Genomic DNA, 18467 nt, shown 5'->3' with positions numbered 1-18467 from the left:
AACCCTGCCCTTCCTCCATCGAGGAGGAAGGGTTCCAGAGGCGGTCATGGCTGTTCTCGCCCGGCCAGGGCCGTCTCCAGGTCCGGCGCCGCCGCCAGCAGGGCCTGGGTGTAGGGATGCTTCGGCGCGGCGAACACCCGCGCCGTCGGCCCCTCCTCGACGATCCTGCCGGCCTGCATGACCAGCACCCGGTCGGTGACAGCGCGGACCACGGTCAGGTCATGGGTGACGAACAGCCAGGCGACGCCCAGTTCGTCGGACAGCTTGTCCAACAATTCGAGGATGCGGCCCCGCACCGTCGCATCGAGCGCCGAGACCGCCTCGTCCAGCACCACGATACGGGGTTCGACGATCAGGGCCCGGGCGATGGCGATGCGTTGGCGCTGGCCGCCGGAGAACTGGTGCGGATAGCGGTCAATGGCGTCGGCGGGCAGGCCGACCTTGTCCAGCAGGGCCGCGACACGGGCCCGGCGTTCGGCCTTGGGGACCGGCGTGGCCGACAGGTGCAGCGGCTCGGCGATCAGATCCTCGACCCGCCAGCGGGGATCGAAGCTGCCGACCGGGTCCTGGAACACCGCCTGGATCAGCACGCGGCGGTCCTTGCCGCCACTTGGCCTGAACGGCGCGCCGGCCAGGGCGATCTCGCCGGCCTGGACCGGTTCGAGGGCCAGCAGGGCGCGCAGCAGGGTCGACTTGCCCGAGCCGGACTCGCCGACCAGCCCGACCCGCTCGCCAGGTCGGATGGCCAGGCTGATCCCGTCGACGGCGCGGCCCTTGGCGCCCGGGTAGGAACGGACGACGTCGCGAGCCTCCAGCAACGGATCGCCCTTCGCCTCCGCCCGAGCCGTGGCGGGCTGCGGCGCGGAGTCGGCGGCCAGCTGGCGGCTGTAGGGATGGGTCAGGTTCCGGAACAGGGCGACGGTCGGACCTTGCTCGACGATAGCGCCGTCCTTGAGGATCACCGTGCGGTCGGCCAGGCCCACCACCACCGCCAGGTCGTGGGTGATCAGGATCAGGCCGCAGCCCTGCTCGCGGGCCAGGGCTTTCAGCAGCTCGAGGATCTGGGCCTGAGTGGTGACGTCGAGCGCCGTGGTCGGTTCGTCGCAGATCAGCAGCCTGGGCTTCAGCACCGTGGCCATGGCGATGGCCGCCCGCTGACGCTGGCCGCCGGAAAGTTCGTGCGGGTAGCGGTCGGTCAGGTCCGGCGACAGCCCGGCGCGGACCAGAGCCTCGGCGGCCAGGGCGCGGGCGGCGGTTTTCGAGTGGCCGTGGATGCGGGCGGTCTCGGCGACCTGCGCGCCGATGGTGAGCAGCGGGTTAAGCGCGGTGGCGGGCTCCTGGAAGACGATGCCGATATCCTTGCCGCGCACGGCCTGAAGATCGCGGTCGGGGCGGTTCAGCAGATTCTGGCCGTCCAGCTTCACGGCGCCGGTGGCCACCGACCCGGGCGGGGTGAGACCCAGGATGCTGAGGGCGGTCAGCGACTTGCCCGAGCCGGACTCGCCGACCAGGCCGACGATTTCGCCGGGTTCGACGGTGAAGCTGAGGCCGTTCAGGACCGGCCGGCCGTGGATGGTCAGGGTGAGATGGTCGACGCTGAGCAGGCTCATGACCGCCCCTCCGCCAGCCGCGGGTCATAGCGGTCGCGCAGGCCGTCGCCGAGCAGGTTGAGGCCCAGCACGGTCAGCACCACCGCCAGGCCCGGGAAGATGGCCAACCAGGGCGCGAAGCCGATCATGGTCTGGGCCTCGTTGAGCATCCGGCCCCAGCTGGGGGTCGGCGGCTGGGCGCCCAGGCCGACATAGCTGAGGCCCGCCTCGGCCAGGATGCCGAGCGAGAACTGGATGGTGGCCTGGACGATCAGCAGCCCGGCGATGTTGGGCAGGATGTGCTGCAGCGAGATCAGCCAGCGGCCCTTGCCGGCCACGCGGGCGGCCAGGATGTAGTCGCGCTTCCACAAGGACAGCGCCCCGCCCCGCGCCACGCGGGCGAAGACGGGGATGTTGAAGACGCCGATGGCGATGATGGCGTTGATCGCCCCGGGGCCGGCGACGGCGGTGATCAATATGGCCAGCAGCAGCGAGGGGAAGGCGAAGATCAGGTCGTTGGTCCGCATGACCAGCTCGTCGACCAGACCGCCGCGCGCCGCGCCGAGCAGGCCCAGCGGCACGCCGATCAAGAGGCCCAGCCCCGCCGCGACCAGGGCCACGGCCAGGGAGTTGCGGGCCCCCAGCAGGATCATCGAGACCAGGTCGCGGCCGAAATGGTCCGTGCCGAACCAGTGGGCGGCCGACGGCGGAAGCAGGCGTTGGGCGACGTCCAGCGTGCTGACGTCATAGGGCGTCCAGACGAAGGACAGCGCCACGGCGGCGACGAAGAGGCCGGTGAGCAGGATACCGATGATGAGTCCGGGCGTAGGCTTCATGAGCGCCTCGTCCGCAGGCGCGGGTCGATGGCCGCGTAGCCGAGGTCAATCAGGAAGGTGACGGCGACGACCAGGAAGACCAGCAGGATGACCACGCCCTGCACGACGATCAGGTCGCGCTGGGTGATGGCCTGAAAGACCAGCCGGCCCAGGCCCGGCAGGAAGAAGACGTTCTCGACGATGACGCTGCCAGCCAGCAGGAAGGGGAACTGCAGGCCCAGGATCGTCAGTGCGGGGATCATCGCGTTGCGCAGGGCGTGGCGGACGAGGGCCTGGGTGGGCGACAGGCCCTTGGCGCGGGCGGTGCGGACATAGTCCTCGCCCAGGGTCTCGATCAGGGCCGAGCGCAGCACGCGAGCCAGGATGGCCGCCTGCGGCAGGGCGAGGGCTATGGCCGGCAGGACCAGGGCCCTGAGGCCAGGGACCAGGCCGGCGTCCCAGCCGGGGAAGCCGCCGGACGGCAGCCAGCGCAGGCCGACCGAGAAGACCAGCACCAGCAGCATGGCGAACCAGAAGTTGGGCAGGGCGACGCCGATCTGGGCCAAGCCCATGCTGACGACATCGGAGGCCTTGCCGCGCCGGGCCGCGGCCAGGATGCCGATGGGCAGGGCGACGGCGATGGATAGCGCCATGGCGATCAGGGCCAGGGCCAGGGAGACCTGCAGCCGCTCGCCGATCAGGCCCGCCACGGGCACGTGGTAGGTGTAGCTGGTCCCCAGGTCGCCATGCAGCATGCCGACCAGCCAGGCGAGGTAACGGGCCGTCGCCGGTTGATCCAGACCCATCTGGCTGCGCAGGGCCGCCACCGCCTGGGGATTGGCGTTGAGGCCCATCATGTAGGCGGCCGGGTCGCCCGGCAGGATCTGGATCAACAGGAAGACGATAATCGTGGCCGCCAGGAAGGTCAGGCCCAGCGCCACCGCCCGGCCGGCGACATAGCGGGCGCCCAGCTTCCAGACCCCGGCGACAACCAGGGCGCCGAGCCCGGCCAGGGCCAGCCAGCCCCAGAAACCGCCAGCCTTGGCCTGGGCAGCCGCCGGACCAGCCGCCGCGCCGGCCCCCTCGAAATAGAGGTCGACGGCCTCGCTGGCCTGCACCGGCGCATCGACCCAGTAGCCACGCAGCCGGGCGTCATAGACGCCAAGCTTGGGCAGTTCGAACAGGAAGACATTGGGGCTGTCCTCGGCCAGCTTGCGCTGGATATCGCCGAGGATGGCGTTGCGCTCAGTGGGCAGGACGGCGGCGTCAAGACGCTTCAGCAGGGCGTCGAAATCGGCGCTGCGGTAGCCGAAATAATAGTCTCGGCCATAGATGTCGTAGTCCATCGGCTCGGTGTGGGAGACGATGGTCATGTCGAAGCTATGGTTCTTCAGCACCTGGTCCAGCCACTGGGCCCATTCCAGGTTTTCGATTCTGACCCGCACCCCGGCGGCGGCCAGTTGCGCCGCAATGATCTCGCCAGAACGGCGGGCGTAGCTGGGGGGCGGCAGTTTCAGGGTGACGTCCAGGCCGCTGGCGTAGCCGGCCTCGGCGAGCAGCGCCTTGGCCTTGGCGACGTCATGCGGATAGCGGCCGGTCAGGTCGACATAGCCGGGGTTCTGCGGCGGATAATGGCTGCCGATCGGCTGGCCATAGCCGAACATGGCCCCGTCGATGATGGCCTTGCGGTCGATGGCGTAGGCCAGGGCCCGGCGCACCCGGATGTCGTTGAATGGCGGGCGGGCGTTGTTCAGGGCCAGGATGGTCTCGCCCTCGGTCGAGCCGACTACGACGCGAAAGCGCGGGTCCTTGGCCAGTTCAGGCAGGTTCTCCGGAGCTGGGAAACCGGGATAGGCGTCCAGGTCGCCGGCCCGGATGGCGGCGAAGGCGGCGGTGGGATCGGCGATGAATTTCAGGACGATGCGCTGAGTGCGCGGCTTGGCGCCCCAGTAGGCCGGGTTGGCCTCCAGGGTGATGGATTCGCCGCGCCGCCAGCCGGCGAACCTGAAGGGTCCCGTGCCGATGGGATTGGTGTCGTCGTGCGCCACGCTGGCCGGTGAGACCATGGCCGCATCGCCCCAGGCCAGGACGTAGATCAGCGAACTGGACGGGCGCTTGAGGACCAGGCGGACGGTCAGGGGATCGAGGATTTCGACCCGGTCGATGGGGTCGAAATAGGCCTTCTGGGCGTTGGCGGAGTTTTCGGCGCGGGCGCGGTCGAGGGAAAACTTGACCACCGAGGCGTCGAACGGGGCGCCGTCGTGGAAGCGGACGTTCCGGCGCAGGTGGAAGAGGTAGATCAGGCCGTCGGGAGAGATCTCCCAGGACTCGGCCAGCGCCGGGGCGACCTGGCCGTCGCGGCCGATGCGGACCAGGCTCTCGAAGACATTGCCGGTCACGGCCTCGTCGATGGCGGCGGCGGCGCCGGCGGTGGGGTCGAGGTTGGGGGGCTCCAGCTGCATGCCCAGGCGCAGGGTTGTGGGCGGGGGCTGGGCGGCGGCGTGGCCTGCAAAAATCAGAAGCAGTGCGGCCAACAGAGCCAATCCTCCCCCGGAGGGGGAGGGGGACCATGCGAAGCATGGTGGAGGGGGTTTGAGCCTACATCCAGGCGTCAGGGTGGAACGCGCCGGATCAGCCGAGATTTTCTCGACAGAGGTGGATGTAGTGGCCGCCCCCCTCCACCACCGCTTCGCGGCGGTCCCCCTCCCCCTCCGGGGGAGGAATTTCAGGATGGACTTCACTTGCCGCCACTCATCAACGCCCAGGCGCTCAGCGCCATGACCTGCGCCGACTGCACCATGGCTTCGATCTCGACATACTCGTCCGGCTGGTGCGCCAGGTCCAAAATCCCCGGCCCATAGGCGATGCAGTCGCGCAGCTTGCCGATGCGGTCGACATGTTTCTGGTCGTAGGTGCCGGGCGAGCAGACCAGGGCGGCGGGGCGGCCCAGCACCTGTTGCACGGCCCTCGCGGTCTGGGTGACGACCGGGCGGTCCGGCTCGGTCATGCTGGGACGCACCTCGAAGAGATCGCGCAGGTGATAGCGGAAGCCCGACCGGGTCTGGGACAGACTGTCGAGCAACGCCCGCATCTCGCCCTTCACCGCCTCGAGGTCCTCCTCGATCAGCAGGCGGCGATCGAAGACCATCCGGCAGCTGTCCGCGACGACCGGCGAGGGCAGCCGGCCCTCCTGCGGCTCGGCCTGGCCGCCGTGGACGCTGTTGATGTTCAGGGTCGGGGTGCGGGCGCCGTCGGGGACGACGGGCATGACGGTCGTATGATCGGCGAGGCGGGGATAGAGCCGCTCCTCGAAGGCCTCGACCACCGCCCCCATGTGGCGGATGGCGCTGTCGCCCAGGAAGGGCATGGAGCCATGAGCGATGCGGCCCAGGGTCTCGATCTCGCCCCACCAGACCCCGCGATGGCCGATGCAGACGCGGTCGACGTTGAGGGGTTCGGGGATGATGACGTGGTCGACCCGGGGCCTGGAGAACCAGCCGCGCTCGGCCAGCCAGGCCACGCCGCCATAGCCGCCGGACTCCTCGTCGGCGGTGCCGGAGATTTCCAGCTTGCCGGGGATCGGGACCCCGGCGTCCAGCAGCGCCTCGACCGCCACGACCGAGGCGGCGAGGCCGCCCTTCATGTCGCAGGCGCCGCGTCCGTAGACTTTGCCGTCGCGGATCACCCCCTCGAACGGCGGCAGGGTCCAGCCCTCGCCGGCCTCGACCACGTCGATATGGCTGTTGAAGTGGACACAGGGGCCGGGGCCGCCCTCATAGCGGGCGATGACGTTGATGCGGGGGTGGCTGTCGGTGTCGCCCGGCGCGCCCTCGGCCCGGATGTATTGCACATCGAAGCCGCGCTTCCTTAGCCGCTCGCCGAGATACTCCGCACACGGCCGATAGGCGTCGCCGGGCGGGTTGATGGTCGGAAAGCGGATCAGGTCGCGGGTGATCTCGGCCAGCTCATCGGCCCGGCCGGTGATCATGGCGAGCAGCGCGGCCTCGTTGGGGTGCGTGCTCAAGCGTGGTTCTCCAGAGTGCGGCGGGCCCGGGCCGCGGCCTCGCGCGCCTGGACCGGCAGGCCCAGAGCCGCATAGACGCGGGCCAGGTCGCGGTTCAGGGGGACCCCGTCAGGATCGAAGCCGCGGCGTTGTTCGAGCGCCTGCTGGGCGGCGGTCCAGCGGCCCAAGCGCAGCAGGGCGGCCAGGTGGATCTGCTCGAAGAGGTCCCGCTGGGCATGGCTGCCGCCGATCTCGAAGAGGCGCGGCAGGGCTCGCTCCAGGCCCGCGATGGCGCCGGCGTCGTCACCGGTCAGGTAGGCGCTGATGGCCTCGGCCGCCGGCAGCGCCACCTCGCGCCAGACGGGGGCCGTCTCGGCGCGGATGGCCGCCAGCAGCGGTCCGGCCTCGGGCTGGCCGGTGCGGATCAGGCCATAGAGGTATTGCAGGCTGAGGAAGGGCGAGACGGTGTCGCAGCCGCGCGCCTTCAGATACTCGCCGACCTCAGCCCAGCGGTCGCCGACATCGCAGCCGGCGAACTCCAGCCGGGCCAGCAGCGACACCGCCCCGATCTGGTCCTGGCTGTAGTCCTTGGCGGCGTCCCAGCAATGCTGGTCATAGACCGCCAGCGCCTCATCCAGCCGGCCCTGGCTGATCAGGAACAGCGCCAAATGCCACCAGTTGTGGGTCAGCATGAAGCTGTTGAGCTCAGCCCAGCCCGGCGAGGCGGCCCGCATGAAGGCCTCGCCCTCGTCGATGCGGCCCTGGGTGAGCATGACGTGCGCCAGGGCGTGCTGGGCCCAGGGCTCGTTGGGCTCCAGTTCGAGGGCCCGGCGGGCGGCGGCTTCTGCCTCGGCCAGCAGGTGGCACTGCTCGTAGCCGAAGGCGGCCATGCCGTGCATCTGCGGCACGTCGGCGGCGCTCTCCAGGCCCTTCAGGGCGATGCGCAGCATGGCCGGGAAGTCGCCGCGGTTGAAGGTCAGGTACTGGTTCAGCTTGAGCATGGCCAGGTCGCGGGGCCAGTGGTGCAGCGCCTCCTCGCTCAGCCGCTCGGCCTCGGCCAGATCGCCCCGCGCCCAGGCGTCGAGGAAGGCCGCCGCCTGGGCCTCGCGCGGATGGGCGGTCGGCGCCGCGGCCAGGGCGCGGTCGCGATAGGGGGCGGCCTTGGCGGGGGCCTGGGGCGACTCCAGCAGCATCCAGAGGACGCCGGCATAGGCGTTGGTCAGGCAGCTTTGCGGATGGGCTTCGGCGGCGGCGATGATGCGGGTGGCTCTGGTCTGGTAGGTCAGAAAGCCGCCGATGAAGTCGTCGATGGCCGCCAGCGCCTCAGGCCCCGGATCGTAAAGGGGGGCGCCCAGAAAATCGCTGACCTCGCTCATGAGCAAACCATAGGGCGCCCACCCGTCCGGTCCAGTCCCGCGGGCCCTCCGATTTCCTCACAGCGCTGTCAGAGACGCGCGGTGCGCAGCCGCAGGGCGTTGGCGATGACGCTGAACGAGGACAGGGCCATGGCCCCCGCCGCCAGGGCCGGCGAGAGCAGGAGGTGGAAGGCGGGATAGAGCAGGCCCGCGGCGATCGGCACCCCGGCGGCGTTGTAGACGAAGGCGAAGACCAGGTTCTGGCGGATATTGCCCATCACCTGGCGCGACAGCCGCCGGGCCGCGACGATGGCGGTCAGGTCGCCGCGCAGCAAGGTCACCCCGGCGCTCTCGATGGCGACATCGGTCCCCGCCCCCATGGCGATGCCGACATCGGCCGCCGCCAGGGCCGGGGCGTCGTTGACCCCGTCGCCGGCCATGGCCACTACCCGGCCTTCCGCCCGCAGGCGCTTGACCACGTCGGCCTTGCGGTCCGGCAGCACATCGGCCTCGACCTCCTCGATGCCCAGTCGCCGGGCGACCGCCTCGGCGGTGACCCGGTTGTCGCCGGTCAGCATGACCAGCCGCACGCCCTCGGCCTTCAGCGCCGCGATGGCGGCGGGGGTGGTGGCCTTGACCGGGTCGGTGATGGCGATCAGGCCGGCCGCCTGGCCGTCGACGACGACAAAGACGACGGTTGCGCCTTCGCGCCGCAACGCCTCGGCGTCGTCGGCCAGGGCCGAGGCGTCGATCTTCAATTCGTCCAGATAGCGGCCCGCGCCGATGACCAGACGGCGGCCCTCCACCAGGCCCGTGACGCCCTTGCCGACCGGACTGTCGAACTCCGTGGGCTCGACCACGGTCAGGCCCTTGGCCTCGGCCGCCGCAACGATGGCGCTGGCCAGCGGATGCTCGCTGCTGCGCTCAAGACTGGCCGCCCACCGCAGCAGGTCGTCCTCGGAAACCCCGACCGCCTTGAGGCCGGTGACCGCTGGCCTGCCCTCGGTCAGGGTCCCGGTCTTGTCGACCACCAGCACGTCGACCTTTTCCAGCCGCTCCAGGGCCTCGGCGTTCTTGACCAGCACCCCGGCCCGGGCCCCGCGCCCGACCCCGACCATGATCGACATCGGGGTGGCCAGGCCCAGGGCGCAGGGACAGGCGATGATCAGCACCGAGACCGCCGCCACCAGGGCGTTGGCCAGGCGCGGCTCGGGCCCGGCCACGGCCCACACCACCGCCGCGACGACGGCCGCCAGGATCACCGCCGGCACGAACCAGCCCGAGACGGTGTCGGCCAGCCGCTGGATGGGGGCGCGGGAGCGCTGGGCGTCGGCGACCATCTGCACGATGCGGGAAAGCAGGGTGTCGCGGCCGATGCGGTCGGCGCGCATCAGGAAGGCGCCGGTCTGGTTGATCGCCCCGCCGACCACCTGGGCGCCCGCCGCCTTGAGCACAGGCATGGATTCGCCGGTGACCATGGATTCGTCGACATGGCTGCGGCCTTCGAGGACTTCGCCGTCGACCGGGATCTTCTCTCCGGGCCGCACCCGCAGCCGGTCGCCCAGCGCGATCTCGTCGATGCCGATCTCGGCCTCTGTCCCGTCCTCCGCGACACGGCGGGCGGTCCGGGGGGCCAGGTCGAGCAGGGCGCGGATGGCCCCGCCGGTCTGCTCGCGGGCCCGCAGCTCCAGCACCTGGCCCAGCAGCACCAGTACGGTGATCACCGCCGCCGCCTCGAAATAGACCGGCGGCATGCCTTCCGCGTCACGGAAGGTCGCCGGCAGGGCGTCGGGCGCCAGGGTGGCGACCAGAGAATAGAGATAGGCCGTGCCCGTCCCCAGGGCGATCAGGCTGAACATGTTGAGGTTGCGGCTCACGACCGAGGCCCAGCCGCGCTGGAAGAAGGGCCAGCCGGCCCAGAGCACCGCCGGCGTCGCCAGGGCGAGCTCGATCCAGGCGGTGGCGGCATGGGGCCAGGGCATGGTCAGCCCGAAGATGTGACCGCCCATGTCGATGACCAGCAGCGGCACGGACAGCGCCAGGCCGATCCAGAACCGCCGGGTCATGTCGATCAGCTCGTGGCTGGGCCCGTCGTCGAGGCTGGGCGTCTCGGGCTCCAGCGCCATGCCGCAGATCGGACAGGCCCCCGGCTCGGTCCGGCGGATCTGCGGGTGCATCGGGCAGGTGTAGATCGTCCCCGGCGGTGCGTCGGCGGCCGTTGCGAGGGACTGATCATGGTCGTGATGATGGCAGGCGTGATCGTGGCTCATGCGGTCTCACATATACCCCATGGGGGCATATTGCAATTACCCCGGCAGGGTATATAAATCCGGTCATGGACAGACCTGACAAACCCCAGATCCTCAACCGGCTGAACCGGGTCGAAGGCCAGGTGCGCGGCATTGCCCGCATGGTCGAGGAGGATCGCTACTGCATCGACGTCCTGACCCAGCTGCAGGCGGTGAAGGCCGCGCTCGGCCGGGTCGAGAGCGAACTGCTCAAGGGCCACATGGCCCACTGTATCGAGAGCGCTATTGTCGCCGGCGACGCCGGCGAGCAGCGGAAGAAGGCGGCCGAACTGATCCAGCTGCTGGAACGGGCGCGCTAGGGTCATCGCCTGGACCGGGTGAAGGCGATGATCCGCAGCAGCAGGGCCGGACTTAGTCCCGGCGTCGGGGGCCGGCCATAGGTATGGCGCCAGAGTTCGGCGGCCAGGACCTGGTGCGGATCGGCCTCCGGCGCGGGCTGTTCTGGCGGCGCGGGCCGGCGCAGGAACGGGACCCCGTGGCGGCGCATGATCTCGCGGGCCGGCCGCTCGACCAGGTGATGGACGATCATGGCGGCCGGAACGACGCCGGCGACCAGGACCAGCCACAGGGGCCAGGGCAGGCGCTCGCCCTGCAGGCCCAGCAAGTGGCCGGCCCCGTCCTGGACCAGCAACTGCCAGGGGATGCAGACCATGTAGATGGCGAAACTGACCTCGCCCAGATAGACCAGGATCGGATGGGTCAGCCGGGCCGACCCCTCCCGCGCCATCGCCCCCAGCCCCAGGATCAGCGCCCCGAAGGCCAGGATGGCGGTCCAGTCCGGGGCCTGCACGGCGGTCAGCAGCCCGATGGCCGCGACGGCGGCCAGGGTCAGCAGGATCGCGGCCGGCCTTCCCTTGGGCAGGCCGGCCGACCACATCAGCCAGACTGCGCAGCCCAGGGCGAAGCAGGGGACGATGCGCAGGGCGCCCCAGGCGATGGTGGCGTGGGTCAGGGCCGCGCCGGTCAGGGCCTGGAAGCCCAGATTGACGGCCACCCCGCCCAGCCCGGTCAGGACCAGGGCCAGCCAGGGACGCCGGCGCAGCCGCCAGAAGACGAAGGCGAAGGCGGGGAAGGTCAGGTAGGCGAACCACTCGGCCGAGATCGACCAGGCGGGGTGGTTCCAGCCGCCGTGCGGGGCCAGGCCCCAGGCCTGCAGCAGCAGGATCTGGGCGGGCAGCGAGGCGACAACGGCCAGCTTGCCGCCGATGTCCAGGCCAGCGAGCCTGGCGGCCAGGACCAGCAGGGCCAGGCCGATCAGAATGGCCAGATGCACCGGATAGATCCGCGCCAGCCGGGCCCAGAGGAAGTCGGCATAGCGCGCCCGCTTCTCGCCGAAGGCCGCCAGATAGACGTGGCAGAGGATGAAGCCGGAAAGCACGAAGAACAGCTCGACCCCCAGATAGCCCTTGTCGATCACCGCCGGCCGGGCGCCGGTCAGCAGCGGCAGGTAGTCGTAGAGCACCACCCAGGCCGCCGCGAAGAACCGCAGGGCGGTCAGCTGGCGCAGGTGCTGGGGCGCGGCCTCAGCCATCCCCAAGCGGCGAGAGCCGTCCCAGGATGGCCACCAGCAACAGAACGCCCAGGCCAAGGCCGAACTCCAGCGTCAGGCTGAGCCGGATACCGACGGGCCGGCCGCCGGCCCGCAATCGGGGAGTTAGGACCCAGCGATTCAAGCTGGCCAGGCCGAGCATGGCCGCGACCCCGGCCAGCTTGACGACCAGCAACACCCCCCAGGCGCTGTGGCCGAGGGCCGTCAGCGGCCGGCCTTGGGTGTCGGCGAACAGGTTGATCAAGCCGGTGGCGAGCAACAGCGCCACGCAGGCCGTGCCAACGCCGGAGAATGAACTCAGCGCCCTCTCGGCGTTGGCGACACTCCGCCCAGGCCAAACCAGGGCGACAAAACCGGCCAAGGCGCCAATCCAGACGCCGGCCGCCAGCAGGTGAAGGCTGTCAGCGGCCAACTGCAGCAGCCCCAGCGCGCCCTCGCCGGCGGCGGCGTGGCCGGACCAGGCCAGGCTGGCCAGCGCCAGCCCCGACATCAGCCGGGTCGGCCAGGGCCGCCACAGCGGGGGGATGGTCGCCAGGGCCGCCAGCAGCCCCAGCCGCGCCAGCCCGGCCAAGCCTGCTCCCATGGCGGTGACCATCGACCAGGTCCCGGACGGCGAAAGCAGGATGGCGGGGTCCTCGGCCAGGAGGGCGGCCAGCAGCAGCAGCCCGGCCAGGCTGGCCAGCGCCGCGACGACCGCCAGACTGATCGTGAGACCCCGCCGCATCGGCTCGACCGGTGCATAGAGCCGCATCGCCGACAGGCCGAACAGCAGGGTCAGGGCCGCGTACTGGGCCAGCCTGACGGCGATCTCGGCCCCCGCCATCGGCTCAGCGCACGGTGAAGTCGAAGCCACCCTTGAGGTGGTGGGTGTCTGTGGAGACCGCCTTCCAGTCCAGGTGATAGACGCCGGCCGGCAGCGGCCCCTTGAAGACCAGTCGCATGACCTTGGCGTCGGCAGGGTCGAAACGGACCGTTCCGCCCATGCCCATCCGGTGGTCCATCATCCCCTCGCCCATGTCCATCTTGGTGGCGACCAGGCTGGCGGACGACAGCTTGGCCACCAGCGGCTCGCTGAAGCGCAGTTCGATCTGCCGAACGCCGCTGACGGTCGCGCCGGCGGCGGGGGTGGAGGCGACCAGGGCCGGATGGGCCCAGGCCGGCGGGGCGGCCATGACCAGGGCGGCGGCGAGGGCGAGATAGGGGGCCTTCATGCGGAATACTCTCTGAGACAGGTTTGGGGCTATACGCAGACGGGGCCCGCACCCCTCGCGAGGGGTGACGCCGCGGTGCGCGTAAGGAGACGGATATGACCGGAGCCGGCCAATGACGCCAATCGATCTCGACCTGCTGCGCGACACAACCCCCGACCGGGGCCTGGAGGGGCTGGAGGGCGCGGTGTGGAACCGCGTCTCGGCCCTGGAGGCCAACCAGCGCCGGTTGACGCCGCTCGCCTCGGCCCAGGCCCTGCTGTTCGTCGTCGCGGTCGGCGGCAGCGCTGCGTTCGGCGGCGTCTCGGCCGGCCGGCTGGCCGCCCGGACCTCGGACCTGGGGGTCTTCTCGCCCCACGCCGTGCTGGCCCCCTCCAGCCGCATGCTGGGCAGCCTGGGATGAGGATCGGACCTGGACTGATCCTGGCCGCCATCCTGCTGACCGGCCTGGGCGGCGCCGTCGGCGGCTGGGCCGGCGTGCAGTATGGCCTGCATCAGGCCCGCGACGAGGCCAGCCTCGACGAGGTGCTCCACCACCAACTGAACCTGACCCCCGCCCAGAATGCCCGCATCGAGGCGCTGGAGACCGGCTTCCACACCCGCCGCCGCGCCCTGGAGGCCGAGATGGAGGCGGCCAACCGCGACCTGGCCCTCGCCCTCACCCGCCAGCACAGCTATGGCCCGGAGGCCCGCCAGGCCATCGGCCGCTTCCATGCGGCCATGGGCGCCCTGCAGGAGGCGACGGTGCAGCACATCCTGGCCATGCGGGCGGTGCTGACCCCCGAGCAGGCCAAGACCTTCGACGCCACCATCTCCGAGACCCTGGCGCCGGCCGGGCGATGACCCCCGCGTCCGGCGATCCGCAGGCCGCGGCGGCGCGCCGGGGCGAGCGTGGGGCGTTCGACGCCCTGATGCGCCGCGAGAAGGCCGGACTCTACGCCTTCGTCCGCCGCTATGTCGGGGACGCCGATGAGGCGGTCGACGTCACCCAGGAGGCCTTCGTCGCCGCCTGGCGGGCCATCGGCCGCTACGACCCTGCCCGGCCGTTCGGGGTCTGGCTGCGGGCCATCGCCCTCAACAAGTGCCGCGACCATGCCCGCCGGGCCAAGGTGCGGCGACTGTTCCTGGGCGCCTTCGCCGCCGAGCCGCCGGCCCCGCCCGCGGAACCGTTGGACGATGAACGGGACGCGGCCCTGGCCCGGCTGGACCAGGCCATCGCCCGCCTGCCCGACCGCTATCGCGCCCCGCTCCTACTGACCACCGCCGGTGGGCTGAGCCACGAAGAGGCCGGCCGGGTGCTGAACCTCAGCGCCAAGGCCGTGGAGATGCGCCTTTACCGCGCCCGGCGTGACCTGACCGCGATGCTGGCCCCTATTGGCGAGGGCTAGGCGGAACGGCCGCGTATAACCAGCATTCACCTGCCTGGATCCGGATGACCGCCATGACGACCACCCCGCCGCCCGCCTCCCGCCGCGCCCTGCTGCTGGCGAGCGCCCTGGCCTTGGTGGGAGGATCCGCGGCCATGGCCCAGGACATGCCGGGGATGAGCATGCCCACCGCGACGCCGGCGCCCGCCGCCTCGCCGCCGGCCAAGCAGGATGACGACATGGCTGGCATGGACATGGCCGGCCAACAGTCGCCTTCGGACATGAAGTGGATGATGAAGGGCGCGTTCGGGCCCTACTATCCCATGAGCCGTGAGGCCTCCGGCACCGCCTGGCAGCCGGACGCCAGCGAGCATCCCGGCATCCACGGCATGAGCGGCGACTGGATGACCATGGTCCATGTCACCCTGAACGGGGTCTGGGACAGCCAGTCGGGGCCGCGCGGCGACGACAAGGCCTTTGTCTCGGGCATGGTCATGGCCAGCGCCAAGCGACCCCTGGCCAACGGCGACATGATCCAGTTCAAGGCGATGTTCAGCCCTGACCCGTTCATGGGGAAGTCGGGCTATCCGCTGCTGCTGGCCAGCGGCGAGACTGCGGACGGGACCACCCACCTGGTCGACCGCCAGCACCCGCACGACCTCTTCATGGAGCTGTCGGCCAGCTATGCGAAGCGGATCGGCGAGGACGGCAGTGTCTTCCTCTATGCCGGCCTGCCGGGCGAGCCGGCCTTCGGGCCGCCGGCCTTCATGCACCGCCTCTCCATCCTGGACAGCCCCGAGGCGCCGATCAGCCATCACTGGCTGGACTCGACCCACATCACCTTCGGGGTGGTGACCCTGGGCTACGGCCAGGGCCCCTGGAAGATCGAGGCCTCGCGCTTCCGCGGCCGCGAGCCGGACCAGTATCGCTTCAACATCGAGACCGGGGCGCTGGATTCCACCGCCGTCCGGGTGAGCTGGAACCCGACCCGGAACTGGGCCCTGCAGGCCTCCTGGGCCGATGTGAAGAGCCCCGAGCAGCTGGAGCCCCTGGTCGACCAGACCCGCTGGTCGGCCAGCGCCATCTACACCGTGCCGTTCGGCGACGGCGGCTGGTGGTCGACCACGGCGGCCTGGGGCCGGCGGTCGGACGGCACGGACGAGCTGGACGCCTGGGCGCTGGAAAGCGCGGTCAGGCCCAACGACCGGTGGACGGTGTTCTCACGGCTCGAGCGGACGGAGAATGACGAGCTGGTCCCCGGCGGGACGATCTACACGGTCGGCAAGGCCTCGATCGGGGCGGTGCGGGACTGGTCGGTGTCCGAGCGTGTGAAGTTCGGGCTGGGCGGGCTCTATTCCGTCAACTTCGTGCCCGGCGGGTTGAAGAGCGCCTACGGCGACAGCCCGGACGGCGCCATGGCCTTCGTGCGCCTGAAGATCGAGTAGGCTGGCTCCGCTAAAAATTTTCCTGTCTGCTGTCGGCATGGCCGATCCCGGTTCGTCATCTGGACAAGGAGGCCTAAAGCGCCTCGTGGGATCGAAGGAGAAACGAAATGCGTGTGATCGTGTTTGTGAAGGCCACGGCCGACAGCGAAGCCGGCGTCATGCCGCGCACCGAGGATTTCGAGGCGATGGGCCGGTTCAATGAGGAGCTGGTCAACGCCGGCGTCATGAAGGACGGCGATGGCCTGAAGCCCTCCTCGGCCGGCAAGCGGATCGCCTTCAACGGCGCCGGCCGCACCGTGATCGACGGCCCCTTCCCCGTGGGCGAGGTGATCGCCGGCTACTGGATCTGGGAGGTCAAGGACATGGACGACGCCGTCCAGTGGGCCAAGCGCTGCCCCAATCCGATGCCCGGCCCCAGCGAACTGGAGATCCGCCCCTACTTCGAGGCGGCCGATTTCGGCGACGCCCTGACGCCGGAGCTGATCGAGAAGGAAGAACAGCTGCGGGCCCGAACCCAGGGCTGATGCGGCGGGCGCGGCCACTCTCCCTTCGTAAGAGGGGGCCGCGCCACCTGCCTCCTAGTATTTCACCCCCACCCGGATCCCCCAGGTCGCCGGTTCGCCCGGCGCGGCGATGCTGATGCCGGGCAGGAAGAAGTTCCGCGTCAGGTCGTATTTCTCATCCAGGATGTTGCGGCCCCACAGGCTGACCGACCAGGGCCCGTCATGGGGGGTCAGGGTCAGGTTGGCGTTGGCCAACCAGTAGCTGTCGACATTGTAGGTCGGGCCCAGCAAGACCGGCTTGGCCTTGTCGTGGAAGGCGTAGTTGGTCTCGGCCTCCAGATCGTAGCCGCCCAGGTCCCAGATGTAGGAGACATCGCCGATATAGCTCCAGGCCGGGAAGCCCTCGTTCTCGCCGGCCCGCTGCTTGAACACCGCATGGCCCGCCAGGATGGAGGCGGCGATGTCCAGGTCGACGAAATCATCGAACTCGCCGGTCTTGTAGCTCAGCGACTGGTTGATCTGCAGTTCGCGAGTCGGCTTCCACTGCAGCTCGGCCTCGGCCCCCCAGATGTGAGCGTCGGCGTTGACGATGTTACCGATCGGTCCGAAGGCCGTGTAGATGGCCGACTGCACCTGCTGGTCCTTGTAGTCGTAGTAGAAGACCGCCCCGTTCAGCCGCACCGTGTCGCCGGCGAAGTCGGTCTTGAAGCCCAGCTCATAGGCCAGCAGCTTCTCCGGCGCGATGGGGTGCAGCAGGGTGACGTCGGGGGTGTTGTAGGCAGTGAAACCGCCCGACTTGATGCCCCGGCTGATGGTCGCATAGACCAGGGTGTCGTCGTTGGGCCGCCACTCGATTCCCAGCTTGCCCGACCATTCGTTGTTGGTCTTGGAGACATCCGACGGCGGGATGAAGCCGATCCCCGCCCCGCCGGGCGCGAACACCCCCTGGGTGATGAAGTTGTCGAGGCCGCGCTTTTCGCTCTCGTAGCGCAGGCCGCCGACCAGGCGGACGGTCGGGGTGATCCTGTAGCCGATCTGGCCGAAGACGCTGCCCGAGCGGACATGCTGCTTGTAGAGGGTGTCGGTGTCGAACAGCAGCGACTCGAAGAAGTCCGAGGCGAACTCCTCGTCCAGGTCCTCCTTGGAATAATAGGCGCCGATCACCCAGTCGGTGGGGCCGTCGCTGGGGGCGCTGGCCAGCCGCAGTTCCTGCGAGAACACCTTGGCGTCGGTGTCGAAATAGGTGCCGGCGAAGGCTCTCGCCGAAGCGTCCCAGTCGTTGAACTCGCGCCGGTCGAACTTCTCGAAGGCGGTGATGCTGGTCAGGGTCGCGAAACCGAGGTCGGCGTTCAGGGTGATGTCGATCCCCTTGGCCGTATTGTCCTTGAACGGCTTGTCGGTGGTTCCGATGCCGGTAAAGCCGGTGAAGGTGGTCGAGCCGCCCCAACCGGTCTTCGAGGGGCTGGCATCCGCCGGAATGGTCGGCGGCGCGAAGGCCAGGGGGGCGAACAGGTAGAGGCCGGCCCCGTCCGACTGGTCCTGCGACCAGTGGGCGTCGATGGTCAGGTCGACCTTCGGCGTGATGTCCCATTGCAGCAGGCCGCGGATGGCCGAGCGGTCCTTGTCGCCGATGGACTCGCCGGTGGTGCGGTTGGACTGCCAGGCCCCGCCCTGCTGGGTGATCCCCGAGAGGCGGAAGCGCAGGGTGTCGGCCAGCGGGCCGGAGACATAGGCCTCGGCCTTGACCTGGTCGTTGCTGCCGGCCTCCAGCGTCGCGCCGGCGGTGAACGTGCTGGTCGGGCGGTTGGTGATGAAGTTGATCGCCCCGCCGGTGGTGTTGCGGCCATAGAGGGTGCCCTGCGGCCCGCGCAGCACCTCGACCCGGCCGATGTCGAAGATTACCCCCTGGGTCTGGACCGGGAAGGGATAGGCGACTTCGTTGACATAGACCCCGACGGTCGAGGTGTTGTTGGAGGCATAGTCGTCGAAGCCCACCCCGCGCAGGCGGAACTGCGGCTGGCCGCCGCCGAAGGCCGGGACCGCCTCCAGGCCGGGCACCGCGTACTGCAGTTGGTTGACGTTGACGACGCCGCGGTCGGCCAGGTCGTCGCCCTTCAGCACGGTCAGGGCGACGGCGACGTCCTGGGCCGCCTCCTCGCGCCGCTGGGCGGTGACGACCAGGTCGGAGAGCGTCGTGGTGTCTCCCCTTTCAGCTTTTGGCGGCGGCGCATCCTGGGCGAAGGCGGGCGCGGCCAGACCCGCCAGGGTCAGGCCAAGGGCGGTGGTCTTCAGCAGGCGTTGGATCATGGTCCCCTCCGTGGGCG

Annotated in this window: 16 protein-coding genes; 6 read left to right on the top strand and 10 right to left on the bottom strand. The window is 70.2% G+C overall.

Translation table 11 applies throughout. The features are described 5' to 3' along the window. Window positions 1–44: 44 nt before the first annotated feature. From QO010_RS11910 to QO010_RS11885, 6 genes are all read right to left on the bottom strand, one after another. Window positions 45–1610, bottom strand: coding sequence for a dipeptide ABC transporter ATP-binding protein (locus QO010_RS11910; RefSeq protein WP_307349394.1), 1566 nt, complete (start codon window positions 1608–1610; stop codon window positions 45–47). Then, window positions 1607–2425 carry an ABC transporter permease gene (locus QO010_RS11905; protein WP_307349392.1) on the bottom strand — a complete coding sequence of 273 codons (819 nt, stop codon included), beginning with the start codon at window positions 2423–2425 and terminating at the stop codon, window positions 1607–1609. The genes QO010_RS11910 and QO010_RS11905 overlap by 4 nt, the downstream gene beginning before the upstream one ends. After that, complete coding sequence (locus QO010_RS11900) at window positions 2422–4938, bottom strand: ABC transporter substrate-binding protein (RefSeq protein WP_307349391.1); 2517 nt, start codon at window positions 4936–4938, stop codon at window positions 2422–2424. The genes QO010_RS11905 and QO010_RS11900 overlap by 4 nt, the downstream gene beginning before the upstream one ends. 203 nt (window positions 4939–5141) lie before the next feature. Beyond that, window positions 5142–6428 carry an acetylornithine deacetylase/succinyl-diaminopimelate desuccinylase family protein gene (locus QO010_RS11895; RefSeq protein ID WP_307349390.1) on the bottom strand — a complete coding sequence of 429 codons (1287 nt, stop codon included), beginning with the start codon at window positions 6426–6428 and terminating at the stop codon, window positions 5142–5144. Beyond that, a complete protein-coding gene (locus tag QO010_RS11890; protein WP_307349389.1) occupies window positions 6425–7783 on the bottom strand; it encodes a tetratricopeptide repeat protein in 1359 nt (452 codons plus the stop codon). Before QO010_RS11890 ends, QO010_RS11895 begins: the two co-directional genes overlap by 4 nt. 68 nt (window positions 7784–7851) lie before the next feature. Beyond that, window positions 7852–10032 (bottom strand): copper-transporting P-type ATPase, encoded by a 2181-nt coding sequence (locus QO010_RS11885; protein ID WP_307349388.1) that lies wholly within the window; start codon window positions 10030–10032, stop codon window positions 7852–7854. A gap of 65 nt (window positions 10033–10097) precedes the next feature. On the opposite strand from QO010_RS11885, the gene QO010_RS11880 reads away from it, so the two are divergent. Beyond that, window positions 10098–10370 (top strand): metal-sensitive transcriptional regulator, encoded by a 273-nt coding sequence (locus tag QO010_RS11880; protein WP_307349386.1) that lies wholly within the window; start codon window positions 10098–10100, stop codon window positions 10368–10370. Between the two features lie 2 nt (window positions 10371–10372). Here QO010_RS11880 and QO010_RS11875 read toward each other — a convergent pair whose 3' ends face one another. The 3 genes from QO010_RS11875 to copC are packed head-to-tail and all read right to left on the bottom strand — an operon-like array spanning window position 10373 to window position 12831. Beyond that, window positions 10373–11602 (bottom strand): acyltransferase family protein, encoded by a 1230-nt coding sequence (locus QO010_RS11875; RefSeq protein ID WP_307349385.1) that lies wholly within the window; start codon window positions 11600–11602, stop codon window positions 10373–10375. Then, complete coding sequence (locus QO010_RS11870) at window positions 11595–12443, bottom strand: CopD family protein (RefSeq protein ID WP_307349382.1); 849 nt, start codon at window positions 12441–12443, stop codon at window positions 11595–11597. Before QO010_RS11870 ends, QO010_RS11875 begins: the two co-directional genes overlap by 8 nt. Window positions 12444–12447: 4 nt before the next feature. After that, the gene (gene copC, locus QO010_RS11865; protein WP_307349379.1) at window positions 12448–12831 is read right to left on the bottom strand and encodes a copper homeostasis periplasmic binding protein CopC; all 384 of its coding nucleotides are present in this window, start codon (window positions 12829–12831) and stop codon (window positions 12448–12450) included. A gap of 112 nt (window positions 12832–12943) precedes the next feature. On the opposite strand from copC, the gene QO010_RS11860 reads away from it, so the two are divergent. The 5 genes from QO010_RS11860 to QO010_RS11840 all read left to right on the top strand — a co-directional run bounded on the left by QO010_RS11860 (window position 12944) and on the right by QO010_RS11840 (window position 16164). Further along, the gene (locus QO010_RS11860) at window positions 12944–13231 is read left to right on the top strand and encodes a hypothetical protein (RefSeq protein ID WP_307349377.1); all 288 of its coding nucleotides are present in this window, start codon (window positions 12944–12946) and stop codon (window positions 13229–13231) included. Continuing rightward, window positions 13228–13671 carry a Spy/CpxP family protein refolding chaperone gene (locus tag QO010_RS11855; protein WP_307349375.1) on the top strand — a complete coding sequence of 148 codons (444 nt, stop codon included), beginning with the start codon at window positions 13228–13230 and terminating at the stop codon, window positions 13669–13671. The genes QO010_RS11860 and QO010_RS11855 overlap by 4 nt, the downstream gene beginning before the upstream one ends. After that, on the top strand, window positions 13668–14216 hold the full coding sequence (locus tag QO010_RS11850; RefSeq protein WP_307349373.1) for an RNA polymerase sigma factor: 549 nt from the start codon (window positions 13668–13670) through the stop codon (window positions 14214–14216). Before QO010_RS11855 ends, QO010_RS11850 begins: the two co-directional genes overlap by 4 nt. 53 nt (window positions 14217–14269) lie before the next feature. Continuing rightward, a complete protein-coding gene (locus tag QO010_RS11845; protein ID WP_307349371.1) occupies window positions 14270–15640 on the top strand; it encodes a hypothetical protein in 1371 nt (456 codons plus the stop codon). A 107-nt stretch (window positions 15641–15747) separates the two neighbouring features. Next, entirely contained in the window at window positions 15748–16164 is a 417-nt protein-coding gene (locus QO010_RS11840; RefSeq protein ID WP_307349368.1) for a YciI family protein, read from the top strand. A gap of 54 nt (window positions 16165–16218) precedes the next feature. Here the strand turns inward: QO010_RS11840 and QO010_RS11835 are convergent, their stop codons facing one another. Further along, window positions 16219–18450: a TonB-dependent receptor gene (locus QO010_RS11835; protein WP_307349366.1), complete on the bottom strand. Its 2232-nt coding sequence runs from the start codon at window positions 18448–18450 to the stop codon at window positions 16219–16221. Window positions 18451–18467: the final 17 nt, after the last annotated feature.

Origin of the sequence: Caulobacter ginsengisoli (assembly GCF_030814835.1) — a bacterium.
Lineage (GTDB): Bacteria > Pseudomonadota > Alphaproteobacteria > Caulobacterales > Caulobacteraceae > Caulobacter > Caulobacter ginsengisoli.
The sequence above is the reverse complement of the archived record's forward strand: the minus strand, read 5'-3'. Positions and strand labels throughout refer to the sequence as shown.